The organism is Bacillota bacterium, assembly GCA_024653485.1.
Lineage (GTDB): Bacteria > Bacillota > SHA-98 > UBA4971 > UBA4971 > UBA6256.
The window spans coordinates 1-25,534 of record JANLFY010000011.1 but is presented as its reverse complement, the minus strand read 5'-3'; the positions used below and the strand labels follow the sequence as shown (position 1 = coordinate 25,534).

The window sequence follows — 25,534 nt, the reverse complement described above, 5'->3', positions numbered from 1 at the left end:
CGTGGAGCGGGCTTCCAGGGATAGCATAATCAGGAGGCTCGAGTTTGCGAGAACAGAACTCGCGGACCTCGGAGACTTTGGCGATCTGGACTTCTCTCGCTACACTTCTGATCGCCTTGTCCGGCGGAACGTTGAACGCATGATCGAGAACGTTGTAAACTCCCTGTCCGATATAGGCAAGATCATCCTCTCCCAGGCTGACATCGAGATGCCGGAAAGCTATAGGGACATCTTTACGAAACTCGCATCGTTGGGCCTGATAGACCCGGGCCTTTCAACGCGTCTGGCAGATACGACCAGGCTTCGGAATGTCCTCGCGCATCAGTACCTCGACATCAAGTGGGAACACATCAAGGCTTTCCTAGCCCAAGGCCGTTCCGATGCACAGGCCTTCTTGGACAGGATCGAAGAATGGATGGCTGCCGGAGACGCAGGCCCCGGTTGAGACGCCGGAAAGCGGGCCGCATGCAGGGCCTGCCCAGTCCAGGCGTCCTGCGGGAGAAGTAGGAAGGTGGTTACCTGGACTGCCTATGCAGGGCGCGGAGCAAGGAGACCCCCGTAGACTCTGCACTACCATAAAGCCATTCCCGACCGGGGAGTGATATGCTCGGAATACACTCAATTCAGTGCCAGGGGGTTCTCGGAATTGGCGACGAAGGTGATTGTAGAGTTCCCGGACCCGTCATCAGGGTTGGTTGTATCGGGCTGGCTGATTCGCGGACTATCTGAGAGCGACGCGTCTGGGGTCTTCGATATGAGAAACCGCGTCGGAAATGAGATATCGTATGACTACGACAGGAGGTTTGAGGTTCTGTACGTGTCTTTCGGGGCGTCCAGAGAATCGTACTGTGAGGAACCCGAAGAAGGCTTCTTAATCAGGCATAACCTCATTGATGGCTCCTTTGCAGGGGTCACCGTTATTGAGTTTATGCGGAGGTGTCAAGGCGGACAGCTCCTCGTCCATAGCGAGTACCCGCGCAAGTACTACCTGCGCTACGTGTGCGGCTTTGCGCCCCCCATCACCCCCGCGCTGGGCTTCGGCAAGGTCGCCCACCACGTGCTGTGCGAGATGGCGCGGAGTGCAAGGCTGGGCGCCGTGCCTTCGGCAAGCGAGGCGGCCGCACTCCTGGAGGAATGCTTCTACCTCCCGTTCGGGGGACGCGCTCAGTACAAGGCCATGCTTCACGCCCTGAAGGGGCGCCTTGTGAGCTACGTAAGGAGGCACGCAGCGGACATCGCGCGGACGCCGGAGGTCGAGCGCCGCTTCGAGATCCCCCTGGAAGGCGCGCCTGCGCGGCAGGATCGTTCTTTTGTTGTGGGGGGACGAGGGAGAAGCAGGACAAGATCCATCAGGGGTCGAAATAGTCGACATAAAGACTTCCGAGAGCCGCCCGCCGCTCGCGCAACACCGGAACCAGCTGCGCCTTTTCGCCGAGGCGGCGAGGACGCTCGGCCTCAACCCCGTGCGCCTCGCCATCCACGACCTCGACTCCGAGGACGGCGCGGCTATACCGGTGGAGGACGACCGGCGCGAACTTGCGCGGTTCCAGGAGGACATGCGCCGGTGGATCCACGGGATCCGGAGCGCTTCGTTCGTGGCCCGTAGCGGGCAAGCGTGCGGCGGGTGCGACTACGTGCGCGTGTGCTGAGCCGACCTAGTGGCGCGCCTTTTGTCACCCCGTACCGGGGAGGACACCGAAAACACCGGGACAGGTTGACCCACTCGGCTGTCCATTGTTTGGCAGCTCGAGGGAAGAAGTTTCGGCACGACGGGAGAGATTAAGATCGAGACTGCTCACAACGGCCTGAGGTGCGCGCTGGGAAGGACGCGCACGTATTGCGCATCCATTCAGCCGCTTCTGCGATGCCACGCTGGCTTGGGGGGCTGAGGAGGCAGGAATGAGGAGACGATACCTCGCGTGACCGGGGCAGCACCGGACCTAGCCTCATGATCCGAGCTTTTCGATTATGAATGGCTCCCTTCCGCGCACCGTCGCAGTAATCATGGCGGGAGGGAAAGGCGAGGTTTTGACGTAGCAATGCTGGTCCAATGACCAGGCAATCTGTGCGGCTGGGCGAGACGGGGCGCCTGGCCACCAAGCCTTTGAACTGGTGCTGAAGGTCACGAACGATGTAAATGGCGTGCATTTAATAACCGGATCCAACTATAATCAGCTTGTCCTCTGGCGGCTCCCGGCCATTCAGCGTGAGAGCCGTATCACAAAGCTGGTAAGCGGCGGCCCGGTCCCTGCACTGTATGCTACGACCTTATGCCGCGATCTATGTGGGGCGGCGCATCAGGGACGTTCTCATGGTCATACTGTCGAGTGACCACGTGGTCCGGGATGCGTGCGCATTCACGTATGCATGAGATTGAGTCGGGCGGGCTGCGGTAGTGTCGCACACGGCGGAATGTGTTTCTTGGTCCAGAACTGATGTGCCTCTTGCTGGAATCCACTAGGATGGTTGCGTGGGCGATCAGTCAGGCCTTTAGCGTAGTTGTAACGCGCCGGTTGAGTTGCCGCGACGGACTTGAGTGACAGGCTTGAACAGACGGCGCTGGCCGATGTGGCAAACGCATCTGATTGATGGGCTCGCTAGAGTGGCAGGGGTGGCACTGAATTCGCCGACTAGGGTGTAGCGTAGGCGTGCCGTTGGGATTCCCCCAATCTTAGGGTACCAAGCTGTTGATACTCTCTATACTGCTTCTCAAGATGAACTGCGAGTCCGTCGTAATCTAGCACACTCGCAGAATGGCGGTAGGACTAGTCAATAGCTGGCAAAGTTGGTGCAATGAGAAAGCGGTGATGCCGAAGGATGCTTCGTGCAAGAGTGCTTTACTTGGTGGAAGCCAGAAGTGTTCCGGGTGGCGGGTTGAGAGCGACAAGGAACCTTGCGGAAGCATTGGTAGGGGAATCACGTTTTTCAGACGTTGCTGTGTATGGACCTAGTCACAGCCGGGAGAATGGTGCGGGGGCAGGGGTCCGCTCCTTTCCCAATGACGGCATGCAGCCTTTCAGCTATGCGTTCTATGGAGGACTCAGAAACGCTATTACCGAATACAAACCAGATATAGTTCACGCAATGGGTTTGTACACAGGCATGCTCGCCACATTTCTGCAAAGGAGTGACAAGCCGTTCAAAGTGGTTGTCACTGTGCACAGAACGTCGCCACCAAGGTTTCGCATACTATCTAGATTCGCACTATCCTGGCTGAGTAATCGGGTGGACCACGCGACGTTTCTCACACGATATCAGGCCGACTACTATATTACGAAGGTTGGGTTCACGCCGCGCACGTGGTCCATCGTGCCCAATGTTATACCGAAGAAAACGATAGATCAGCCTTCGGTAGCGCGACTCCGAAGAGATCTACTAGGGGAGACGCGGTGTGATCATCTTGTCGTATATGCTGGGCGTTTGATCCGGTCGAAGCAGCTGGACGTATTTGTTAGGACGTTATCTGTTCTACGGGACATGTCCTATCGAGTGGGCGGGGTCATCGTGGGGACTGGGCCAGAGGCTTATGTCAGTTCCTTACAGAAGTTGGCTGTTCAACTGTCTGTTGACAAGCTCATTGTGTTTGCGGGCTTGCAAGAGAGACCGGAAGACTACCTAGCTGCGGCAGACCTGGTACTATTCCCGACGCTCCATGAAGCGTTACCGAATCTCTTGGTGGAAAGCTACATGCTCGGTAGGCCAGTCGTCATGTCAGCAATTGCACCAATGGCTGATCTCGTCAAGGACAAAGAAGACTCTCTGGTCGTCAGAGAGCATGATCCGATACTCTATGCAAGAGCCGTTCGAGAACTGCTGACAGACAAAGCCCTGTATGAACGTATCGCTGAATCAGCTAGGGTTACCTATGCTCGATCTTATGATCCTTTCGTTGTTGCTGAGAAGTATGCGCAGATTTATATGTCCTTATTGAGACCCTGAAAGGTAAGGTATTCCCATGACTCAGATAGTCATCGTCTACATTTATGGGCCGAACAACGCGGGGGATATGGCGCTGAATTGCGGTGCAGTTGATGTCCTGCAGTCATTGGGGGATGTTAGAATAGTGGGCATCAGCCGATTCTCGGAGCATCACCCAGGCTACAGTGCTACGGTACGGTACATGAGATCGGCCTACTCGTCTGTCGGCATGCTGCCTTTTCCTGTCGATTATGATAGGCATTCCCAATCATTGATTCGCCAGGCAATCGGCTTCTTAAAGGGATCGCTGCTATTCTTTCCCAGCATAGATTGTCCCCTCACAGGAGATAACGCCGTTCTTAAGGCAATACGTTCGGCCGACTACGTTGTGTTCAACGGGGGCAATCTTCTTTTCTCCAGAAGTCTCAAAGATAACCTACGATTGCGGGGCATTCTCTATCCAATTGCCTGCGCCAAGGCATTTGACAAGCCATATGGTTTCCTTCCCCAGTCTATCCCGGATCTAGCTAATCGAGCAGGTAGAGAAACGATAGAGTCTTTCTTGAGAGAAGCACGGTTTTGCTTTTTTAGAGAGTCAGTGTCAAGTAGGACGGTTGAACTGGGTGGTTCAAGCCAGTGTGTCTTCCCAGATCTAGCCTTCTTTATCCAGAGAACAGACCACGAGGCTGCCATGAGCATATTGGCGAGTTCTAAGCTCCGCATAGGTGAGTTTGTTCCTGTGGTATTGCGTGCTAGTTCTCTTGGCGATCAGAATGAACTGCCTGACAGAGATAGAAGGGAAACCACGGAGCTTGTGGGCGATTTGTTCCTGAAGCTGAGGGCTATGGGCCTGCAACCTGTGTTGGTTGTGCAGACGCTTCAAGACAAGAGGATTAGTGAGGCCAGTGCAAGGCAGGGTAGATACCTGGGTGTTGAAGTCCCGATAATCGAAGAGCTCAATCCACTGGTTCTGAGGGGGATTTATCAACGCGCGTATTGCACGATAGCGTTCAGACTGCACGCGGCGATTCTCTCTCTTTCAGCTGGGACACCAGCGATAGGTATCTACAGAACAGCGTGGGGGTCCAAGATGCCGGGCACCTTTGACGATCTAGGGCTACGTAGGCTATGCTTCGATTTTCGAGACCTACGGCACAATCAACTGCTTGATATTGACGAGCTCATAGCGTTTTCAAGAAAGGCACTTATGGATGTTGCAAAGCGCATAGATCATGAGAGACTTCGAATGCGCGAGTGCCTGGCTAATGCTATGAACTTGCAGAATCTTAGTCCATAAGCACGGGTAGCGAGGTCTTGCCTCCGATAGGTACACTGAACCTGTCATTCTGATTGATGGTAGGTACGACCTGGGTATGAGACATTGGGCTCTATTAGGTGTTGCATTAGGTCTGGCAGTAGGCGTCGGCTCTGTGGTTGCTGCTGCTAGCGAAAGTGTTGTCGTCAGCACGGTAATTGTGACCTGTATAGCGGTCACGGCGGTCTTTTCCGTGCGCCAGGCGTTGATTTCCCGGTTAGGCCCTCTCGATGTTAAGGCCTTCTTCCCGGTGGGTCTTTGTTTGTATTCGTTCTCATATCCTCTCTCGCTTGCGAGGCAGGGCAGATGGTCTGAGTTATCATATTATACGGCATTCGTTGCAGCGATAGGCCTACTTGCTTGTCTTGCGGGTTGCGCTTGTGTGAGAAGTGCCAGAGCGGAGATACCGAAGCGTTCTGGTTCTAGACAGAAGTATCAGCTTCTTCTCTACGCAGGTGTTCTCATGTCACTGCTAGGAATTGCGTCGTACTTTGTCGTCTTCAGTGAGGCAGGCGGGGGTTTTGCGTATTTCCAGATGCCTTATTCGGAACGTTACCTTGTGGAAAGAGGTCTAGGCTTCGTCACGCTTTGGCGAGGTCTTACACTTCCTGGTGTTGCTCTGATATTCTGCAGTTCCGCTAACTCAAGGTCTCCACGCTCACGAGTGTTGCTTTCCATACTAGTCATCGCGTGCGTCTTCTTTCTGGAACTGCTCTCCGCTAGGCGGAGGTTATTCCTATCGCTCTTGCTATCCTCGGTGGCTGCTTACTACATCTTCGTTTACCGCTTCAATTGGCGCAGATTGACGTTTGTGCTCCCTGTTCTGTGGGTGGGGATTGCTTCATTTGGCTACATTCGAGGACTTCTCGGTGGACGTTTCCTTGGCTCTGTAGAGCTCGATATGGTAGTGAGATCTTTTTCGTGGAGTTGGCTTGACCCGGGGAGGATGGAGTTTGGATACGCGTTCAGAATTCTCGACGACGTGATTGAACATGTACCGCAGGACTACCCTTTTTGGCTGGGGAGATCTTATATAGAGATTCTCTTCCAACAGATTCCTTTGAAGGTTCTTGGTAACGTGCGACCGCTATCACCGACAGAATGGTACGTATCCACTCTTTACCCTGATGTGTATGCTCGCGGAGGTGGCTATGCTTTTTTCACCGTTGCAGAAGGTTATTTGAACTTCGGACTTATAGGCGTTGTGCTTCACATGTTTGTACTCGGGCTGCTGTTAGGCTTCGCAAGGAGATACTTGCTGCGGTCCGAATTGGGTGCGGTCATTTATTGTTTGTTTCTGCCTTCATTGGTCTCTCTTATTAGAGGGAGCCTGAGCGGCTTTGTAAAGGAATGCCTGATTGGAAAGGTACTTCCCGTAGGGGTGATGTGGGTAATTGTATCTTTATTCGTGAACGTACCGTGGTATCACGGGATTTCACTCGGAACTGGCGATGAAGTACCTTATGGTGGCGACGGCACGAGGCGTGGGACACGCGAAGGGTCTCCACTGGCTGTGAGCCAGCAGAATTGAGGATGCCGTAGGGCAAAGGGTGCGAGGCCTTGCGTGACAAACGCGAGAATCAGAGACTGTTGAGCGGTGATCCCGGACTAAGAAGACGGCTTTTCGGTTTGGGTTGATGATGCCGAATGTATGACCGCGACATGTTGCGCCTAATTAGGGAAATGGGTCCCACCTGGTTTGCCTGGCGGGCTCTATATGAGGGCGAGGTTCGAAGCGGCCTAATATGCAGGCGGTTTAAGCCTACGTCCGTTGACGGGTTGCTTTCGAGGTCGTTTGGGGTGGCACCGGCTGACCTAGACGCTTACCTTCTTGAGAAATGGCAGAATGCCGATTCGCACTTCTTCCTTGACCCTGACTTGTCGGGCTACAGAGAAGCAATAGCTGACCCACACAGGGTCGTAGAGGTTGCAAATGCTGCGCTGGAGGGTAGGTTTCTCTTCTTTAGCCGGTGGTGGGCGGATCTGGGTGACCCTCCAGACTGGCTCATGAATCCTGTCGATGGCATCCGCTACCCAGGAGACACTCACTGGTCGCTTGTCCCCGATTTGTCCGCGGAGTTGGGCGACATCAAATACGTCTGGGAGGCTTCGCGTTTCTCTCATGTCTACTACTTGGCAAGGGCCTATGCTCTGACCGGAGACGAACGCTATGCCGACGGATTCTGGAACCATCTTGAGTCATGGGTACAAGCTAATCCGCCGGAGTATGGGCCTAACTGGCGGTGTGGCCAGGAGATAGCCATAAGAAGCTTTGCGTGGATCTTTGGCCTTTATGCATTTGGAGGCTTGAGGGTAACGACGCCAGAGCGGGTCGCGTTGCTTCTCAAGTACCTCTGGTATAATGCATGGCACATCGAGAGAAACCACTGGTATGCCTTGCGTTGCGTAAGGAATAACCATTCCCTGAGCGAGGCTGCCGGTATGTTCACTATCGGGACCCTTTTCCCGTTCTTCAAAGAATCGACGAGGTGGCGGAAGAAGGGGTTCAGCCACTTGGTTAGAGAGGCCTTGTGGCAGATATGCACTGATGGTTCTTACTCGATGCACTCCACGAATTACTCGAGGTTTGTGGTGCAGCTTTTCAGCTGGAGTCTAAGGATTGCCCAGGTCAATGAGACGGAGTTTCCCAATGTGTTGATCGCTCGTCTCCGAAAGTTGCTGCATTTCTTAAGGAGTATGCAAGACGAGAAAACCGGGCAGCTCCCTAACTATGGTTCAAACGATGGGGCTCTCATTTTCCCCCTGTCCTCCTGTGACTACCTGGACTACCGGCCTTCGTTGAATGCACTGAGTGTGATACTAGATGGCGAGAGTCTTTACGGTCCGGGGCCATGGCTAGAAGAGACAACCTGGTTTCGTGGTCCGGCAGAGCAAAGAAAACGTAACGGCGAAGGAGTTGTCTGTGTTTCATCAACATCAGAGAACTCATCGACCGTTCAGATAGCAAGACGTGGTGCCTCGTTTCCCGTTGGTGGTTATTATGTCCTGAGGGGGCAGAATGCCTTTGCTATGATACGCTGTGGAGAGTACCGCCACCGCCCCTATCAAGCAGACATGCTTCACCTGGATCTGTGGTATAACGGTCAGAACCTCCTGGTTGATGCTGGAACCTACTCGTACAACCCTCGCGGGGGCTGGCTAGAATACTTCGCAGGTACGTCTTCGCATAACACGGTGACGGTAGATGACCGCGACCAAATGAGGAAAGGGGGCCGTTTCTTGTGGTCAAATTGGGCGCGAGGACGGGCTCTCCAATTCTCCACCATCGGCTTGACACAACTTTTCATCGGAGAGCATGCTGGTTATAGCCCAGTTATCCACAGAAGGTTCAGTGCGCAGAAAGATGACGCATTCCTCGTTGTCGATGATCTCTTCGGAGACGACTCGGAGCATGAATTCACCCTCCACTGGCTTGTAGGCGATGTGGAACTCGAGCTAAACCCTACGGGGGCCGTAGCAACAATTGAGGATACAAAGCTTCTTCTTCGGGTTGGCTGCACGCAGGAAGTGGCGGGCACATGGGCAAAGGGGCAGGCAAATCCCATGCGGGGATGGTGGTCTCTGTACTACGGTGAGAGACTTCCAGCCTGGTCATACCGTGTCACGGCGAGAGTAAAGGGGCCTGTGCGGTTCTTCACGCTAATCCAGCCCTTATCAAAGGACCGAGAGACGACTACGTTGCTCGCTGCCGAAGTAGACGATATCATGAGAACCTGGGGATTGGGCCGTCTGTGGCCCATAGGCGAATATCCTTCGTGCGGGCCTGGCCCAGCATCCGCTTGACACGAGCAAAGGGCGGTGCATGCCATCGTGAAAGTGTGTATAGTTGGACTTGGTTACATTGGCTTTCCCACAGCTTGCGTGGTAGCACAGGCAGGTCATGACGTCTTGGGGATAGACCTCAATCGCGAGATCGTAGACAAGCTCAACCATGGTGGAATTCACATTCTCAACGAGGACGGACTCGCGGAAATCGCCCGCGAAGCGTTCGCCTCCGGTCATCTGCGGGTCTCTGAGCATGCCGAACCAGGAGACGTCTTCATTCTTGCGGTGCCCACGCCGTGTCGACCTGTGCTAGGCTGCGACCGGGCCAACGAGGTGAAAGAGCAGGTAGCTGCTGCAAGTCATGATTCCAGGGGCGAGACTGGTATTCCAGGGCAATACCTTACATTACAAGACGAACACCATGACATCCCGACGTTTAGCGCGGATCTCTCGTATGTTGAACAAGCGGCATGCGGTGTCGCACCGTATATTCGTCCGGGCAACCTTGTAATTCTTGAATCCACAGTTTCACCCGGAACCACAAACACGCTGGTTCGGAAGGTCTTGGAGGCAGGGAGCGGCCTCACTTGCGGGAAGGACTTCTATCTTGCCCATGCGCCGGAACGCGTATTGCCTGGGCATATTCTCCGGGAACTAATCGAGAACGACCGCATTATTGGTGGGGTTGACGACAAGTCCACCGAGCAAGCTGTTGCGTTCTACCGTACCTTCGTACGCGGGAACGTAATTGGCACTGACTCTACCACCGCCGAAGTCGTTAAGCTCATGGAGAACACTTACCGGGACGTCAACATAGCGCTGGCTAACGAGTTTGCCCTCATTTGTGAAGAACTCGGGGTCAATGTATTCCAGACAATTGCGCTGGCGAATCGCCATCCGAGGGTGAATGTGTTGAAACCCGGGCCTGGCGTGGGAGGCCATTGCATTGCAGTCGATCCATATTTCCTCATAGAGGCGGTTCCTGAGAAAGCGCGACTCATAAGTGTGGCGAGACAGGTAAACTCAGCCATGCCCTTACATGTTCTTAGCCTTTTCTGCGGGATGGTGGATGAGTCAAAGGCCCTAGGCCGGAAAACAGAGAAAGTGACTGCTCTTGGGGTTTCGTATAAGGCCGATGTGGGGGACGAACGCGAGAGTCCCTCCCTTCAGGTGATCGAGAGGATCAGAGCCGCAGGCTACGACGTCGTGGTTCACGACCCCTATGTACCGAGATTCAGCGGGTATACCCTGGAAGATGCGATACGAGGTGCAGACGCTGTGGTGTTGCTGACTGATCATACTGTATATAGGTCCCAGTTTGTGCCTGAGAAGGTTGTTGCGTTGATGAGGCAGCGCCTAATCCTTGACACGAGGGGCTTCTGTGGTGAAGAATGGGACAGAGCTGGGTTCAGAGTAGTTCGTTTGGGAGTCGGGACAGGTGAGCAAAGGTGTTGGCGAGCAAGGTTGTGAGGGTTCAGCGCATACGCCGTGCTGAGCAGCGCGTTCGTTGCTTCAGTGGTTGCTCGTTTGCAGAGATGTGAGGCTGCACAATGCCTGATTATGGGAAGTCGAGGCTGTACATCATGCGAATTCTCTTTGTTACCCACTATTTCCCTCCAGAGACTGGGGCGCCTGCTGCACGGATGTATGGTTTGGCAATGAATCTCAGCAGACTAGGGCATGATGTCACCGTAGTGACAGGTTACCCGAACTACCCTAACGGACGAGTGTTCAAGCCATACAGGGTACGACCGTGGTCACTTGAGCGCATGGATGACTTGAAAGTCGTCCGCACCTATATGTACGTGTCGGCGAGCGCGAGGACAGCGCCTAGGCTTGCGAATCAGCTTTCATTTGTGGTGTCGTCAAGCCTGGTGTCTATCCTCAATTCGCAGAGGTACGACATGGCGTTTGTAAGTTCCCCACCTCTATTCCTTGGGCTTTCAGGTTGTGCGATAGCCTTGTTCAAGAGGTGCCCATTTGTGTTTGACGTTCGGGACATATGGCCCGAGATAGCTACACTAATAGGGGAATTGAAATCCGATTCGCTCGCCAATCGCGTTGCACAACGACTAGAGAGGTTCTTGTACAGGAAAGCTAGCGTCATTACGGTTGTAACGGAGCAAAAAGTGAACAAGCTGGTCGAGAAAGGCGTTCCACGAGAAAAGATCCACGTCATACGTAACGGTGTGGACGAGGAGTTTATAAATGCTCCCGTAGACACCCGTTTGAGAACAATGATGGGGCTGGACGGGGCTTTTGTAGTGCTTTATGCAGGACTCATCGGGAGGTTTCAGGGTGTTGACGTTCTGTTGTGGGCGGCATCAACACTCGAGAAGCAGACGCCTGACGTACAATTCCTGATCATCGGGGAAGGGGTTGCGAAGAGCGAACTAATGCGCATGGCTGCGACGCTCAACCTTAGTAACGTTCGCTTCCTGCCTGGACTTCCAAAAGAGGAGGTTCGATCCTATCTCGCAATGGCAGACGCAGCAGTTATTCCGCTAAAGAACGGTCAACTTACTGACAGCGTTCCTTCGAAACTATATGAATACATGGGAGTAGGGTGTCCTGTGATCCTTTGCGCTTCCGGGGAGTCCTGCGATGTCCTGCTTGAAGCGAAAGCAGGACTTATAGTCCCTCCCGGAGATTCACAGGCGCTTGCTTCTGCGATCTTGGAAATGAAGCAGAGAGAGGATTTCAGAGAAGCCTGCCGGCGCAACGGCAGGGCACATGTTGCTTCAAGGTACTTGAGACGAACGATTGCCAAGGAATTGGAAGACGTCCTTCTTCTTGCTGTTCGCCAAGCGAATAGTCGCGGGAGGTGCCGATAGCAGTGTCAGCTATCGCGTCCGAAACGCGGGGCGCTGCAAAGCAGAGAAAGATGGAGGGGCAAGGGCACAGTCGTACCTTGCCAGATGGGTGCCCAAGCGACGGCAGACAAGGAATGGCGTCTTTGTGAGGCGTGTAGCAGTGATGGACGGCTTTAGGATTGTTCTCGTAACACAAGACGACCCGTTTTATACGTCAGCGTTCTTTGAAGAGTTCTCACGGGTATTTCACCTATCAGCGGATGTATCGGTTCCAGCGATAATTGTACTTAGACCGCTCAACCGGCAGTCGACACTAGACCTAGCCAGGGAAATGTATCGCTTCTATGGCATGGGCGACTTCATCCGCCGTGGCCTCCAATTCTGTTGCGCTTCTGCTGTGGAAATCGTCAGGCCCCGTCGTCGGTGGGGATTGCGTGGCGCACTCGCCCGAACAGCGCTACTTCATGTGGTAGACATCAACTCTGCAGAGTCATTGCACCTTCTTCGTACCCTGACACCGAGCTTGATCATTTCAGTAGCCGCTTCGCAGATATTCTCCCGTGAGGTTCTCAGCATTCCTCGGTACGGGTGCATTAATGTGCACAGCGGTAAGTTACCCGAATACCGCGGCATGCTTCCGACCTTCTGGCAGATGCTGAATGGTGAGCCCTCGGCGACCGTGACGGTCCACGTAATGGCCCCGAAAGTTGATGACGGTCCCATCATCATGGAGAGGCAGGTACCGATCGGGTCTCACGACACTCTAGACACACTCATGAAGCGTACGAAGATCGAGGCAGCGCACATGCTCACTGAAGTGATAGAGCAGTTCCGGACTGGAACCGTCCGTTTGAAACCGATGCCCAAAGAAGGTGCGAGGTATTACTCGTTCCCGAAACCCGAGCATGTTCGGCAGTTCAGGAGAATGGGTAGGCGACTCGTATGATCCGTGCACCCCACGCGTGTTTCCTGTCCTTTGACATAGAGGATTGGTTTCAGAGCGAGAATCTCCGCTCACTTGTCCCGAGAAGCCTGTGGGACGGCCAACAGCTCCGGGTGGCCGAGTCGACCGAAAGAATCCTGAGCATTCTTGAGGATCTCGACCTCAAAGCGACCTTCTTTATCCTCGGATGGGTTGCTGAACGCATCCCGTCCTTGGTCAAACACATTCAATCTGCAGGCCACGAGGTTGCCTCGCACGGGTACAACCATCAACTAATACCGCGTCAGTCCTTGCAAGAGTTCGAGCAGGATATCGTCCGCTCTAAAAGGCTGCTCGAAGACATGACGGGTCAAGCAGTCAAAGGCTATCGCGCGCCGTGCTTCTCTATTAACGATGACGCGATCGACATCCTCCGGAAGCACGGGTTCACTTACGATTCCAGCCTCCACCCATTTGCAATGCATCAGAGATACGGCTCACTGACACTGCCCAGCGGCCAGGGTCCCGCGCCTCGGAGACCCTTCGAGGTACGATCAGGGTTCTGGGAAATCCCGATATCTGTAGTGAGAGCGGGAAATCTTACGATCCCATGGGCAGGCGGCGGGTACTTTCGGATGCTCCCATATTGTATCTTTCGCCTGGGTCTTCCGAACATCCTCAGGGAAGCTTCCTTAGTCTTCTATCTCCACCCGTGGGAGCTGGACCGCGGGCAACCTGATGTTCCCGGGATGTCTTTGGCAACGAGGCTCAGGCACTCGGGCGGAACGCGTACCGCAGAGCTGAGACTGCGGCGCTTCCTGGAGGAGTGGAGTCGAAAGCTCACGTTTATGAGGATATCTGACGCGCTGACCGATGGGAGAGGAATCCGGTGATACGCCTGCGGTGAACTGTCGTCGGGTGCAGTTGACCGCGTGTGACACCGACTGTAAGCGAACGGTGAGCGAAGGGAGTCGTGGGATACGTGGGCGAGAAGGTTCTGGTTACGGGAGCCGGCGGTTTCATAGGCTCTCGTGTGGTGGACCAGCTTCTCTCAGACCGGATGGACGTCCGGTGCCTTGTGCGCCGTACCCCGTTCCGGACACCACGTTCTTCACGTGATGTGGTTGTCGGCGACGTCAGGGATCCTTCTGTAGCTGCCGAGGCGACTAAACGCGTCGATACAGTGTTCCACTTTGCTGCGGCGGTCCACCGAAGAGCGACAGAAGACGAGTACCGGTCTATTAACGTCGAGGGAACCAGGAACATCGCAAGGGCTGCCGGTGCCAACAACGTGCGGCACTTCGTGTTTGCCAGCAGCACGTCTGTGTACGGTAAAGGCGGTGTGAGTTTCAAGGAGGAGTCCCCCTGCAGGCCAGACAACGCTTACGGTCAATCAAAACTCATGGCTGAGAAGGCCGCGGCGGATGTTGCCGCTGAGACCGGCATGAGGCTGACCATTCTCCGGTTAAGCACCGTGTACGGCGAGGGCGAGCCGGGAAATGTCTCTCGACTGATAAAGGCTGTGGCGAAACACGGTCCACTGGTGCTGGGGAAGGGCGCCAACAGAAAGAGCATGACATATGTCGACAACGTGGCAGCCCTGTGCAGTAGACTTGCCAGATGGCCGGGGCCTAGCGGCGTGTCCATCCTAAATGTTGCAGACCCCGAACCGTACAGGCTTGACGAGATCGTAGCGGCCATTGCCTCGGCACTCAACAAACCTCGTCACCTAGTCAGGGTAGATCGGCGGCTTGCGCTGGTGGGCAGTTGGTGCCTTACCGTGGCAGCAAGGCTGCTTGGGCGCAAGAGTCCTCTGACGCCTGAGCAAGTGGTGAAGATCACTGAGGATGCGGTGTGCGACGTGACCAGACTCCGGCAGGAGGTAGGCTTTGTAGCGCCGATACTTTTGGAGGAAGGTATTAGGAAGACCGTCGACTGGTACAGGTCCAAAGGCGAGACTTGAGAAGCGGAGCGAGATCAACCAGTTGAAGGTACCGCTCTACTCCGACCGGCGCCGGGTGGAAACCCGGGTCCTTCTCGAGGGAACTCACTCAAAGCTGCAAGAGGCAACGTATACCTACGAGTGCGTTTTGGCGCCATAGCGGCAGGAGCGTGACGCCGGAGGAGTCAGCAAGGTCAAAAGGGCGGATGGCCGGTCCCGTCCGGGTGGTTCCTTGTGGACCACTCTGGAGGGTTTGGGGTAGTAGTTGGCGCGTGCCGCCCAATGGAGGGAGCCTATCAGCAGAGCTGCGGGAAGCCTAGCCCTCCAAGGACTCCTGAAGCGCAGCGCTGAGTTATCGAGCATACTCGCCGTGAATCGATCAGAGTGGTGTTCTATCATCATCAGCCATTCGGCAGGTAGGACATGCCAGGTTGCGAATTCCGCAGGTACGCGGGTTCCTCCGCGTACCTAAGAGCACGTTCGTAGCTTTCCAGAGCACTAGAGTCGGCTACTAGGCCTGCAACGGTGCAGCCTAACAAATGCCCAATACCGGATGCCTGCAGCATGCACCTGGTGCAAGCGCGGATGGAAGCGCTTCTCCAAGGTATGAACGTAGGTAGGCGCCTCCGTGCAGCGTCGTGACGTGCTTGTTAGCAGGGCTTGCGGCGTGTTGGGACCCACCGCGAGTTCTGTTCGAAGCGGGCCGGTTGAGGTGGAGGTACTCCGGATTGACTGCGGAGATCATGCAAATTACTGCTCTTGTGTTCCTTGCGGCATATGGTCTCACCGGGGTTGTGCGGCGATACGCCTTGCGTCGGGGAATCCTCGACGTGCCTAACGCCAGAAGCTCCCACGTGGTGGCTACGCCGCGGGGCGGAGGATTAGCCATTGTTGTTGTCTTCCTGGGCACTGTCATACTTCTGGCTCTGCGCAGCATCATCAACGGCGAAGTCGCGGCAGCGATTTGCGGCGGTGGTCTCCTTGTGGCTGGTGTCGGCTGGCTTGATGATCGGCGCGGTCTACCCGCCACGCTGCGCGCCGGGGCGCATGTCATTGCCGCCTCGTGGGCTTTGTACTGGCTTGGCGGCCTTCCATCGCTCAATCTCGGGGTGACTCGCCTCTCTTTGGGTTCAGTCGGCTTTGTCTTGGGGGTTGTCGGGATCGTCTGGTTCGTCAATCTGTATAACTTCATGGACGGGATCGACGGCCTCGCTGGAACCGAAGCGATCACCGTTGCCGGTACGGCTGCACTGCTCATCGGAGGAATGAGAGTCGGACTCTTGCCAAACCCCGGGATGACTAGGACGGCTCCTGGTGCGGCCAGCATAGCTCTGGTTAGCACGCTTCTCGTTCCCGCGTCGGCAGGATTTCTGGTCTGGAATTGGCCCCCGGCCAGGATATTCATGGGCGACGTGGGAAGCGGCTTTCTGGGCTTCACATTCGGCGTACTTGCCGTCGCATCCGAGAACTCTGGCGCCTTACCCCTTCTGGTGTGGGTGTTGCTGCTGGGGGTCTTTGTGGTGGACGCCACAGCTACCCTGTTGCGGCGGATTTGGCGCAGGGAACGGTGGACCGAAGCTCACCGGACACATGCATACCAACTAGCGGTGCAGGCTGGTCATACTCACAAGCAGGTTACAGTGGCGGTGCTCGGTATCAACATCGCACTGGCCGCCGCTGCCGCTGCAGCCTGCGTGTGGCCTCGCAGCTTGGTTGCGGTTATCGGGATTTGCGGGACCGCTCTGGTTGTGCTTAGAGCGAAGATAATCAAGGCATATGAGCTGCGTCATCGCTCCCATACAGACACCGAGATGCCCTTGGTGAACCTATAGGGGTGGTTCACAGTAATGAAACACAGAGTGACATCAAGCCAGCCACGACACCCACACGAATTTGTGTCTGTCCTCTCCATCTCAGGTTTGTGGTGACCATTCTATGCGGGCGGTGCGTTCCTCCGTATTCTAGCTTCTCTTGAGGAACTTCTCACTGCCTCATCTTCTAGAGAACGCAGAGGCCCTGTACTGGTCGATCTGACGGCGCCGGGTGTAGCATTGGCAACGTTGAGACTTCTCCACTCCCTGAAGTACGGCGTTTTCTATGGGACAGAACATGTCCATTTGGAAAAGGGTTTCTAGCCGCGAGCCAATTCCAGATGCCCATTTGACAACCTCTGCCGCTGCGAGTGCTCCCGCAGCCATCGACACAAAAGAAACGGTAGCCGCAGGCGGCATTTCCATAGGGGTTTTAGAAAGCGTTTCGATTTCCGTGAGGACGGAGCATATGGGCCTGCCTACTCGCTCCTTGAGGAACGCCCGCTTATCTTCAGGCGCGGCATCTACGTCCGCTGGGGTAACCACCAACTTCTCGTCGTGGAGTGCATCCCGAACCTCTTTATCAGAAAGACCCGATCTCTTTGCAGCTTGGGTTTCGTAAGGCTCGTGGCTCTGTGCCGCGTGGTGAATACTATGAATGCACATGAGGCACGCCAGTTCATCCACATAGGCATGCCTGGACACCTGGAACACACTGTCACTTGTCGCTCCTTCGACCAATAGATCAGGCCAAAGCTTCTGGAGCGACGGACGAACATCGTTGTTATCTACAGCGCTGATTACTACGTCAGGATGTGGCTCAGCCTTATCAAAGATGCGCTTGAGGTACTCGTCGATCTCGATCTTGTACAGGCGACACTTAATACCAGTGTTCTCGAAGGCTCGAGCTACGAGATCGACCTTGCGGACCGGCTCCTCGCCGTAGGCGTCCTCATGGAAAGCCAAAAGATACCGGTTCAGGTTAGTCTCGTCGTCCAAATCCTCGCGATCTACTACGGCGCATGGGCCCGTTACTCCGGGAACGTTCCTGAGTGCATATGCGAACGCATTGCCCACGGCTCCGGCCCCTGCTAGGAACACCTCGGGAAGGCACGTTTCCGCTGGTAAGGTCGGTTCTAGCTCTGTAGGTTCGCAGCAACCATACACTCTATATGAATAGGCGGAAAAGACGGTCGGTGAAAAGAAAGACACCGCACCCGGCCGTGCCCGTATAAGCCGCTTGAAGACCTCGGCAGCACCGAAGGTCGCCGCGATAAGCGGGCCAAACGGATTATAAGGGCCTCCAGGCAGATCAGGTGTTGGTCCATAGCACGAGACACCTGCAAGCCAGCCACTACCGACTACGCTAGTTACGTTCGGACCGCATTCTGGCAGCCGCCCGGCGTACAGAACAGCGTCATACTCCTCCCAGGGTGCTCCTCTCACTTCGTTGAAGCATGCATTGGGACTCTGGTCGACACGATTAAGAACCCCGAGGGAGTCAGTAACTAGGCGGCGATGATTACCAAGATCTATATCGATCTTAGGGCAAAAGCGTACGATAAGGTTGAGGGCTGTAACTACGGTGAGTCGGCCCTCTCTGGTGTCAAGAAATGCTTCATCTCCGGTTACCAGCACACGCTGCGATAGAAACTTCCTGCCAAGCTCCTCTAGATCTTCTCCCGTAACGCCCTGCGCAAGACGAAGGTGTCGGTCGTGCCGACCCAGGCCCTTTTCAAGCATCACGTGGCCTCCAGGATACGCAGCGGAAGATCCTGCCGCACGCGAAACCTCGCACTAAGTTCCGCGGGCAGCAGTTCACGGAACCGAACGCCGTCCGTGCACTCCCATGCCGCCCATGTATCTATAGCGGGGACCGCATCCGCTGCATAGTTTCCGATTACGATGGAAATGAAACCAGGGGATCTGAAACCATAAGAGTCGTCCGTCGGCGAGTGGAACGCTGCTCTTCTGTGGGTGTGGACCTGAGCCAACAGCACTCGGTCAGGCGGGTTGAGAAGCTCCGCAACCCGAAGCATCGCTGCATCGCTGATCCGTACGTACTGAGGGTGTTTTTGGACCCCTGATCCCTTCGGCACAATGATTGTGGATAGCTCTGCTCGGTCACGCAAAACGCGTCCTGCCCAGAAAACGAGGCTTTCAGTTTTTCCTGCTCCCTCATCCCGCAAGACTCGGACCGTCTCAGGAAGTAGGTTGAAAGGCAGGTCGTAACTGTTGATGAGAGGAAAGTAGCCATGAATGTCCATTTACACTACCCTTTCGGCTTATACTTGGACGGATCGTCGAGCCGGAACTGGATGGATAGAAGAACACAGTGGATCGGGTTACCATCCGTGATCCACCGATAGCCACTCTGTTGCCAGCCTGGGTGCAACTGCATGAGTCCTTCACGGCTAATGTTCATGCACAAGTCCGATGTGGGGCGGAACCCCTCACATTGAGGCCATGCGCAGGAATCACTAGGGTCCTTCGTCTGCGGATTCACGCACTTGATCGACGGCGGCTCATCGGGGTAGTTCTGACATACGAGCCGAAGAGTCCATGCGCGCAAATCAACAGCCGAGGTCATCGTGACGAAAACGGTGAGATCGTCCACTGGCCAGGGTTGGATCCTCCACCCAAAGTACTTTATTTCGTCCTGAATCGCCTCTAAGTCAGCGCGGAGGCAGAGCAGAGACTGAGCTGGATCAACAACCATGGTCGCTACCTACCCTACAATGACCTCTCTTATCAACCGGAAGACCATCTCTTGCTGATTACCCTTGTGAAAGGCACTAAGAGGCTGGTTGAGATCCTCAACCTTCGTGCGACCATGGAAAAGAAAGAACACCACTTGGTTTGCAGGGTTTTGAGAATCCGCGCCCTCTGTGATACCGAATTCACCAAGAGCGAACGCCTTGACCTGGCAAACCGGCGTTCGAAGAGAGAACTCGCGCTCCGCGGGTTTCCGCGCGGAGGGGTAGATAACACGAACGTTGACAGTCCCGTCGGAATTCATCCGTCACCCTCCCTTATCAGGCCTGACATAGCGCAACCCTTCACTAATAACTTTCAGCACTGACGCCATAAATGTGAACGTTCGACAACAATGGGCTATTGAAGCAGGATTGCCAAATCTCTGGTAATATTATAGGAAGCTGACTCTCCTTATGTCAAGCGTTCAATTTGCCCCGATGTCGTAAGCCTGTGATAATGTCACTCTCCGGCAGTACGCTCTTGGCCTGCGAGGGGCCCGAGCGCCTGCCCCAGCCCTAGGGCTGGGGCAGGTGGCGGAAACTGGGTGACATCCTCAGGCCAGCTACTTGCGCTCTCGGTATGGCTCTGGGAGGATGTTACCATAGCAATGGAGATTCTCTTGAGCCAGAAAGAAGTCCGTCGGCTCTACGTCATTGAACGAGTTGTCTGAGGTAGCCTTACAGCGTCACAAGCAGCCCAAGCGTTGCAGTTCAGCTCCCGGCTAGGTGAAACGCCTCAAGAAAGGAGCGACTATGCACGGCCCGCCGTTCCTGGCCCATAAGAACGGGGGTCGTAAGCCCAAACATGCTATACCACATGAGGTGTGCAACTTGGTGATACCCCTGCCTACTGACCCCGACAAGCTTCAACGGCCGCCATTTGGTCTATCACCCACGGAACAGATGCAGCGACAGGAAAAGAAGCGACAGAACTTGTCTGACGCTGTTCAGCTTCATCGGATCCAGCAACCGCATCCTTTACAACAGGGCGAAGGCGGTGTTCGTTGACATCGAGCCAGACACCGCGAAGATCGACCCGAATTTCATCGAGGACGCCATCACTCCTCGCACGAAGGCCATCCTCCCGGTGGACGCCTTCGGTCAGCCGGCGAGGCTCGACGTCATCCGCGAGATCGCGGACCGCCACGGGCTTGTGGTGATCGAGGACTCCTGCGAGTCCCTGGGGTCCGAGTACAAGGGCATTAAGGCCGGGCACGGCGCCTTCTCGCACGGGGCGGTGTTCGCGTTCTATCCTAACAAGCAGATCACCACGGGCGAGGGCGGGATGATCGTCACCGACGACGACCGGACAGCGCGCCTCTGCCGGAGCATGTCCAACCAGGGACGGGGGGAGGCCGGGGTGTGGCTTTCCCACGAGCGGCTCGGCTACAACTACCGCATGGACGAGCTTTCGGCCGCGCTCGGGGTCGCGCAGATGTCGCGCATCGAGGAGATCATCGCCAAGCGCGAGCGGGTGGCGGCGATGTATGCGGAGCGCCTGGCGAGGGTGCCGGGGGTGCGCCTGCCGCATGTGGCTCCGGAGGTGACGCGGATGAGCTGGTTCGTGTATGTGATCCGGGTCGGCGTGGACGAGCCTACCCCCGAGCGCCAGTCCGCCGTGCGCGACCACGTGATGCGGCGCTTCCAGGATGCGGGGATCGGGTGCCGCCCGTACTTCACCCCCATCCACCTGCAGCCCTTCTACCGCGCCGAGTTCGGCTTCAAGGAGGGGGACTTCCCCGTCACCGAGCTCGCGGGACGGACGAGCATCGCCATCCCGTTCCACAACCACCTCACCGCCGAGGAGATCGACTACGTCGCAGGCGTCCTCGAGCGGGCGCTGGGGGAGGTGCAGTAGGCAGGGGACGGGCGGTCTTCGCTCGCTATGGAATAGCTGGCCTGGGGCCCCACCTCGCTGGCATGCGTCTCCCGCGCCTGGGCAGAACGTTCCCCGAACTCCTTACCCAGCCCGAAAGAGATAAGTGACACAAGGTACTGGTTCAGACTCACGCCCTCTGACTCGGCACGTTTCGCCAGCATCCGATGGAGTGTCCTGGGGACCCTGAGGGTGAACTTCCCGCTAAACTCGGGTTCTGTGTGGTCCACCGGTGGCGGAATCTCCTTTCCATGTTTCTTGGCCGACTCGAGCCAGCACTTGATTGCGTCCTGGACGTTGGTCAAAGCCTGCTGAGGTGACTCTCCGGTTGAGATGCACCCGTCCAGTTGGGGTACCTCTGCCAGCCATCCCCCGCCGTCCTCCTCGCCCAAATGGGAGAGCCTTACGCTATACCCGAACAGGTCTTCTCTAGACGTCTCCATCAGCAATGGCCTCCTTTATCTCATCGATCAGGGCGAGAGCACGCTTGACATAGATGGGTTTCAAAGGATGGGACTTCACACCGTGATAGACCGAGAGACGGCCTCGTGGCCGATGACGTAGTGGCTCGAACCACCGCGCGGCTGATCCACGTAGCACCCGAAGTACTCCATTACGCATCTTAGCTCTTCGAAGTCCACATCTCGTGGGTTATTACGCCATCTCTCTATGCGCTTATCGCGCTTGCTCAAGCCCTTCCCCTCCATGAGTATCCCACATGGCACCGTATATGATACCAGATGAGAGTATTACGTGCAAGGCGGGTTGGGAAGGATTTGGTTCAGAAAGATCTGTCGATGGCTGGACCGAGAGCTAAAGGCATTCAACGATTGGCTGTCCCAGATCTCGGAAGTGGTAGTTGCGGCATGTGTGTACCGAGCTGACATCGTCCGCCGCATCGCAGTCCACCACGGCCCTATGGGCAAGGGCGGATGATCGTTATGCGGGCCACTGGCGAACATCACGCTGTGCGCCCGCCCTTGCCGGTGCATGTCTAACCCAGGGCGCTGAGGGGCGGGGTAACCTACCCCAGTTCCGTCTCTCTCATCGGCTGTTCAACCAGGGACGGCAGGAGACAGGAGTGTGGCTTTCCCGTGAGCGCCTCGCCTACAACTACCGCATGGACGAGCTTTCGGCCGCGCTCGGGGCCGCGCGGATGCTGCGCATCGACGGGACCGTCGTCAGGCGAGAGTGGGGGGAGTGAACGAATGAGGGAACGCGTGGCAACGTGAGCGGCTATCGACTGGACCATTGTGCAGGAATGCTCTCACGCGAGAAACAGGGGGAGGTCGTGGCTGCGCTGCTCAGCATGTTCGGGCATGAGTGCCCCTCTCGTGCTTCATAGTCCTGGTTCGTAGTCCTGACAAGATCGCCTCACTGCAGAATCGCCTCTAGTACGAACGGCTCTACGCGGCCTCATCATGCCCGGCAGCTACATTCCCGATGATGGGCAGGCGTGAAGCCCTGGCGTGGTCGCGGCATCTAGGCATCGCCCGCGACGTCAGGGCGGTCGCGAAGGGCTTCCCGCTCGTCGTCTTCCTGTTGGGCGCCCGCTACCTCGATGCGCTCGAACCTCCGGTGATCCCGCGGTCGGGCCAGCGCTTCATCTTCCTTACGGGCTCCGGCAACGAGGACGCCGTCAGAGGCCCCGGCGTGACAGTGGTTCGTGCTGGCCCAGAGGAGGCCACTGCCTACGGGAGCCCTGTGATCGCCTCGAAAGGGCGCATATTCGAGCTCTTCGCGCTGGGGTTCGCGCAGGAGGCGCAGGCAGGGGAGAGGGAGGCGGCGGACGTGGTGGACGCGGAGGCGTTGTGGGACCGCCTCATCGCGGACGACTTACCTGCCACGTTCATGTGCGCCGTCCAGATCGGGAACGAGTCTGTGGGGAGTATGTCCATTGCGAGCGAGCCGACGCGCGGCGGGCCCACCCGGAGCTCGTCCAACCGCGTGACGCAAATCGAGGAGGAGTTCACCGGAAGCGAGTCCGTCGGAGGGCGCGTGCGGCCGCCTGGCCGCGTGACCGGGCCGAGATCGAGAAGATAGGGTCGGGAGGAGGCCTTCGGATGCGGGAATGAGCCGCGCACGTGATCTGGACACGTTCTTCGAAGTCCTCGCGCGCCTTCGGCTGAAGCTTGGAGGCTGCCGTTGCCTGGGCGCTTGCGGAGGAGGTGGCAGCGACGGCCGGCGCTGGCCGCCGCAGGGTGTGTGCTCTACACGCAGATTCTCCGCCACGACGGAATACCGCCCAGCTTTCGAAGAACCTCAAATGCCACTGCAAGTCATGAGCCGTCCTTCATCGAACTGCTCGACGGGTTCGCGATAGTGACGTAAGCCCCGAGCTGCGATGCGTGACGCGCTGTACCAACCACAGTCGGTGGTGGGAGGATCGTCCAACGCCAACCGGACATGAGCTATTGCCTTCGTCTCCATCCCGTGATATCATACTATCAAGATGTCCAACATCTGTTATACTACAACACCAAGAGTCGGATCTTTTGCCATGTTGCCGATGCGTAGGTCAGAAAGGGTTCGTGAGCAACTTGGGTCATTGAGTCACGACACTTCAGGGAGGAAGGTCTTGTGCGGGTAAAGAAGGGCTTCAAGCCCCTCAGAGTGCAGCTTTACGAAAGGCTCCTTGAGATGATCAGGTGCGGACGCCTTCCGTTTGGGAGTAAGCTGCCTTCCGAGCCTGAGCTTGCGAGCCTACTGAAGGTCAGCAGGAATGTTCTTCGTGAGACCCTCCTCCTTATGGAACAGGACGGAATCGTCGTGAACCAGCGCGGAATCGGGCGTACCGTGCTCGGCCCGGCGAAGGCCCCTCCGGGCACCGATGTGTCGCGGTTCGTAGATACAGTGGACTTCCTTGGTGCACGTGGGGACCGCGTAGACTGCAGCGTGATCGCTGCTTATGACCAAGAGGCGGGCTCGGTCGCGAAGGATCGGTTGCATCTGTCCGAAGGTGAGAGGGTACTGGTCTTGCAGATAAGGGCCGAGGTGACGGGGGTTCCGGTGGCGTACATGGTTGACTTCGTGCCTATCAGAGTCGTGCCGTTCGTCCTCGAACGAGTACGCCGAAACGCACCGGATTCCGCGGTCCGGTTGCTAGCGTCGGCTGGAGTAACGGTGGCTCGCTCCGAGGTCGAGGCAAGCGCGGTCCACCTCGGAGAGACCGACGCGAGAAATGCCCGCGTTCCAGCTGATACTCCGGCCTTACTGATTGAACGCGTGGCGTACGACACGTCCGACAAGGCCGTCGTGTATTCCAGGCATTACCTTCTTCCGCATGCCCCGAAGCTCAGGTTTGTAGCGACCTGGCAGGGTAGCCGCTAGAGATGGTGCATCCATTATTCTACCAAAGTGAGGGAGCAGACATGGAGGTTCAGCATCACATAAGGTGCAAGCCAGGAGATATTGGGAGAACAGTCCTTCTGCCAGGGGATCCTGCACGTGCGAAAGTGATAGCAGGCTACCTTGAGGACGCGCGCCATGTAGCAGCAAATCGCGAGTTCTACACCTATACCGGGAGAGTTGATGGGGTGACAGTCTCCACCATATCAACAGGAGTTGGAGCACCCTCGGCCTCCATCGCCGTGGAAGAGGCCATAAACGTAGGCGCGAGGAATCTCATTCGGGTGGGTACATGCGGTGCCCTTCAGGCAGATATCGCTCCTGGCCAACTCATCATCGCTACAGGCGCGGTCCGCGGAGAAGGTACGACTCCTGAGTACGTCCCGCTTTCATATCCTGCTGTCGCAGATTTCACACTCCTGCGGGCACTGGTAGACGCTGCAGAGGAACTTGGCATCGACTACAGACTGGGTATTGTCCGAACACACGATGCCTTCTACATCGAATCACCGTTTGCGCATGGAGACTACAGACACCGCATCAAGGTTTGGAGCGACTCAAGGGTACTCGCGGTCGAAAATGAAGCGTCAGCCGTATTCGTCGTGTCCAGCCTTCGTGGATCTGCTGGAGCAGCGCTGCTGGTGCCCGCGGGCAACCTGATAACCGGCCACGAGATAAAGAGCCCAAGCGAAATTGAGAATGGCATAGATGCCATGATCCGAGTTGCGTTGCGTGCCGCGGTAAGACTTGGGTAGGAGGTCACGCGGCTGTGGCATCGGAGCGAACCGGAGTCCTGTTCAAAGACGCACTTATATACAAGGAGTCTGGCGACCCGTTCGCCCGTGGCGACTTGCTGGTTGAGGGGAACCGGATCCGCAAGATCGCATATCGTCCTGAACGTCTCGCGTCTCCTGCTGAGGGATCCGAACACGCTGTTATCGAGGCATCAAACCTTGCGCTGGTGCCTGGGTTCGTTGATGCACACACCCATCCCCGGGTTCGACAGTGACAGGGCACACAGAGGGGGTTTTCGGGATCGGGGATCTA

Annotated in this window: 24 protein-coding genes; 19 read left to right on the top strand and 5 right to left on the bottom strand. The window is 56.4% G+C overall.

The window, feature by feature from the left end; genetic code table 11:
* Position 1 precedes the first annotated feature (1 nt).
* The 12 genes from NUW12_09625 to NUW12_09570 all read left to right on the top strand — a co-directional run bounded on the left by NUW12_09625 (position 2) and on the right by NUW12_09570 (position 16,528).
* Positions 2 to 445 (top strand): DUF86 domain-containing protein, encoded by a 444-nt coding sequence (locus NUW12_09625; protein ID MCR4403019.1) that lies wholly within the window; start codon positions 2 to 4, stop codon positions 443 to 445.
* A gap of 844 nt (positions 446 to 1,289) precedes the next feature.
* Positions 1,290 to 1,649: a PD-(D/E)XK nuclease family protein gene (locus NUW12_09620; GenBank protein MCR4403018.1), complete on the top strand. Its 360-nt coding sequence runs from the start codon at positions 1,290 to 1,292 to the stop codon at positions 1,647 to 1,649.
* A gap of 1,453 nt (positions 1,650 to 3,102) precedes the next feature.
* Positions 3,103 to 3,939: a glycosyltransferase family 4 protein gene (locus tag NUW12_09615; protein ID MCR4403017.1), complete on the top strand. Its 837-nt coding sequence runs from the start codon at positions 3,103 to 3,105 to the stop codon at positions 3,937 to 3,939.
* A gap of 16 nt (positions 3,940 to 3,955) precedes the next feature.
* Positions 3,956 to 5,215: a polysaccharide pyruvyl transferase family protein gene (locus tag NUW12_09610; GenBank protein MCR4403016.1), complete on the top strand. Its 1,260-nt coding sequence runs from the start codon at positions 3,956 to 3,958 to the stop codon at positions 5,213 to 5,215.
* A 133-nt stretch (positions 5,216 to 5,348) separates the two neighbouring features.
* The gene (locus NUW12_09605) at positions 5,349 to 6,764 is read left to right on the top strand and encodes an oligosaccharide repeat unit polymerase (protein ID MCR4403015.1); all 1,416 of its coding nucleotides are present in this window, start codon (positions 5,349 to 5,351) and stop codon (positions 6,762 to 6,764) included.
* A 269-nt stretch (positions 6,765 to 7,033) separates the two neighbouring features.
* Positions 7,034 to 9,037: a heparinase II/III family protein gene (locus NUW12_09600; protein ID MCR4403014.1), complete on the top strand. Its 2,004-nt coding sequence runs from the start codon at positions 7,034 to 7,036 to the stop codon at positions 9,035 to 9,037.
* Between the two features lie 27 nt (positions 9,038 to 9,064).
* Complete coding sequence (locus NUW12_09595) at positions 9,065 to 10,489, top strand: nucleotide sugar dehydrogenase (protein MCR4403013.1); 1,425 nt, start codon at positions 9,065 to 9,067, stop codon at positions 10,487 to 10,489.
* Positions 10,490 to 10,569: 80 nt separating this feature from the next.
* Positions 10,570 to 11,853, top strand: a complete 1,284-nt coding sequence (locus tag NUW12_09590; GenBank protein ID MCR4403012.1) for a glycosyltransferase family 4 protein — start codon at positions 10,570 to 10,572, stop codon at positions 11,851 to 11,853.
* A 328-nt stretch (positions 11,854 to 12,181) separates the two neighbouring features.
* Positions 12,182 to 12,778, top strand: coding sequence for a hypothetical protein (locus NUW12_09585; protein ID MCR4403011.1), 597 nt, complete (start codon positions 12,182 to 12,184; stop codon positions 12,776 to 12,778).
* A complete protein-coding gene (locus tag NUW12_09580; protein MCR4403010.1) occupies positions 12,775 to 13,647 on the top strand; it encodes a DUF3473 domain-containing protein in 873 nt (290 codons plus the stop codon). Before NUW12_09585 ends, NUW12_09580 begins: the two co-directional genes overlap by 4 nt.
* An 89-nt stretch (positions 13,648 to 13,736) precedes the next feature.
* The gene (locus tag NUW12_09575) at positions 13,737 to 14,717 is read left to right on the top strand and encodes an NAD-dependent epimerase/dehydratase family protein (protein ID MCR4403009.1); all 981 of its coding nucleotides are present in this window, start codon (positions 13,737 to 13,739) and stop codon (positions 14,715 to 14,717) included.
* A gap of 707 nt (positions 14,718 to 15,424) precedes the next feature.
* Positions 15,425 to 16,528, top strand: coding sequence for a glycosyltransferase family 4 protein (locus NUW12_09570; GenBank protein ID MCR4403008.1), 1,104 nt, complete (start codon positions 15,425 to 15,427; stop codon positions 16,526 to 16,528).
* 159 nt (positions 16,529 to 16,687) lie between these two features.
* On the opposite strand, the gene NUW12_09565 is transcribed toward NUW12_09570, so the two are convergent.
* The 3 genes from NUW12_09565 to NUW12_09555 all read right to left on the bottom strand — a co-directional run bounded on the left by NUW12_09565 (position 16,688) and on the right by NUW12_09555 (position 19,526).
* A complete protein-coding gene (locus NUW12_09565; protein MCR4403007.1) occupies positions 16,688 to 18,250 on the bottom strand; it encodes a hypothetical protein in 1,563 nt (520 codons plus the stop codon).
* Entirely contained in the window at positions 18,250 to 18,774 is a 525-nt protein-coding gene (locus tag NUW12_09560; GenBank protein MCR4403006.1) for a hypothetical protein, read from the bottom strand. Before NUW12_09560 ends, NUW12_09565 begins: the two co-directional genes overlap by 1 nt.
* Positions 18,775 to 19,235: 461 nt before the next feature.
* Complete coding sequence (locus NUW12_09555; GenBank protein ID MCR4403005.1) at positions 19,236 to 19,526, bottom strand: hypothetical protein; 291 nt, start codon at positions 19,524 to 19,526, stop codon at positions 19,236 to 19,238.
* A gap of 282 nt (positions 19,527 to 19,808) precedes the next feature.
* On the opposite strand from NUW12_09555, the gene NUW12_09550 reads away from it, so the two are divergent.
* Positions 19,809 to 19,934 carry a hypothetical protein gene (locus tag NUW12_09550; GenBank protein ID MCR4403004.1) on the top strand — a complete coding sequence of 42 codons (126 nt, stop codon included), beginning with the start codon at positions 19,809 to 19,811 and terminating at the stop codon, positions 19,932 to 19,934.
* A 209-nt stretch (positions 19,935 to 20,143) separates the two neighbouring features.
* On the top strand, positions 20,144 to 21,121 hold the full coding sequence (locus NUW12_09545; GenBank protein MCR4403003.1) for a DegT/DnrJ/EryC1/StrS family aminotransferase: 978 nt from the start codon (positions 20,144 to 20,146) through the stop codon (positions 21,119 to 21,121).
* On the opposite strand, the gene NUW12_09540 is transcribed toward NUW12_09545, so the two are convergent.
* Entirely contained in the window at positions 21,076 to 21,582 is a 507-nt protein-coding gene (locus NUW12_09540) for a type II toxin-antitoxin system HicB family antitoxin (protein MCR4403002.1), read from the bottom strand. The two genes, NUW12_09545 and NUW12_09540, sit on opposite strands and share 46 nt — an antisense overlap.
* 75 nt (positions 21,583 to 21,657) lie before the next feature.
* Positions 21,658 to 21,831, bottom strand: coding sequence for a hypothetical protein (locus NUW12_09535; GenBank protein ID MCR4403001.1), 174 nt, complete (start codon positions 21,829 to 21,831; stop codon positions 21,658 to 21,660).
* A gap of 176 nt (positions 21,832 to 22,007) precedes the next feature.
* On the opposite strand from NUW12_09535, the gene NUW12_09530 reads away from it, so the two are divergent.
* The 5 genes from NUW12_09530 (at position 22,008) to NUW12_09510 (ending at position 25,496) form a co-directional block, all read left to right on the top strand.
* Positions 22,008 to 22,343: a DegT/DnrJ/EryC1/StrS family aminotransferase gene (locus NUW12_09530; GenBank protein MCR4403000.1), complete on the top strand. Its 336-nt coding sequence runs from the start codon at positions 22,008 to 22,010 to the stop codon at positions 22,341 to 22,343.
* Between the two features lie 239 nt (positions 22,344 to 22,582).
* Positions 22,583 to 23,182 carry a hypothetical protein gene (locus NUW12_09525; protein ID MCR4402999.1) on the top strand — a complete coding sequence of 200 codons (600 nt, stop codon included), beginning with the start codon at positions 22,583 to 22,585 and terminating at the stop codon, positions 23,180 to 23,182.
* 537 nt (positions 23,183 to 23,719) lie between these two features.
* Positions 23,720 to 24,469, top strand: coding sequence for a GntR family transcriptional regulator (locus NUW12_09520; protein ID MCR4402998.1), 750 nt, complete (start codon positions 23,720 to 23,722; stop codon positions 24,467 to 24,469).
* Between the two features lie 41 nt (positions 24,470 to 24,510).
* Positions 24,511 to 25,242: a nucleoside phosphorylase gene (locus NUW12_09515; GenBank protein ID MCR4402997.1), complete on the top strand. Its 732-nt coding sequence runs from the start codon at positions 24,511 to 24,513 to the stop codon at positions 25,240 to 25,242.
* Positions 25,243 to 25,256: 14 nt separating this feature from the next.
* Positions 25,257 to 25,496 (top strand): hypothetical protein, encoded by a 240-nt coding sequence (locus tag NUW12_09510; protein MCR4402996.1) that lies wholly within the window; start codon positions 25,257 to 25,259, stop codon positions 25,494 to 25,496.
* The last annotated feature ends 38 nt before the right edge of the window (positions 25,497 to 25,534 follow it).

Bases quoted from the DNA above. Each gene is read 5' to 3' on its own strand.
- NUW12_09615 (MCR4403017.1), top strand. From the start codon at position 3,103: ATGCTCGCCACATTTCTGCAAAGGAGTGACAAGCCGTTCAAAGTGGTT.
- NUW12_09610 (MCR4403016.1), top strand. From the start codon at position 3,956: ATGACTCAGATAGTCATCGTCTACATTTATGGGCCGAACAACGCGGGG.
- NUW12_09590 (MCR4403012.1), top strand. From the start codon at position 10,570: ATGCCTGATTATGGGAAGTCGAGGCTGTACATCATGCGAATTCTCTTT.
- NUW12_09585 (MCR4403011.1), top strand. From the start codon at position 12,182: ATGGGCGACTTCATCCGCCGTGGCCTCCAATTCTGTTGCGCTTCTGCT.
- NUW12_09580 (MCR4403010.1), top strand. From the start codon at position 12,775: ATGATCCGTGCACCCCACGCGTGTTTCCTGTCCTTTGACATAGAGGAT.
- NUW12_09565 (MCR4403007.1), bottom strand. From the start codon at position 18,250: ATGCTTGAAAAGGGCCTGGGTCGGCACGACCGACACCTTCGTCTTGCG.
- NUW12_09560 (MCR4403006.1), bottom strand. From the start codon at position 18,774: ATGGACATTCATGGCTACTTTCCTCTCATCAACAGTTACGACCTGCCT.
- NUW12_09555 (MCR4403005.1), bottom strand. From the start codon at position 19,526: ATGAATTCCGACGGGACTGTCAACGTTCGTGTTATCTACCCCTCCGCG.
- NUW12_09540 (MCR4403002.1), bottom strand. From the start codon at position 21,582: ATGGAGACGTCTAGAGAAGACCTGTTCGGGTATAGCGTAAGGCTCTCC.
- NUW12_09525 (MCR4402999.1), top strand. From the start codon at position 22,583: ATGATGGGCAGGCGTGAAGCCCTGGCGTGGTCGCGGCATCTAGGCATC.
- NUW12_09515 (MCR4402997.1), top strand. From the start codon at position 24,511: ATGGAGGTTCAGCATCACATAAGGTGCAAGCCAGGAGATATTGGGAGA.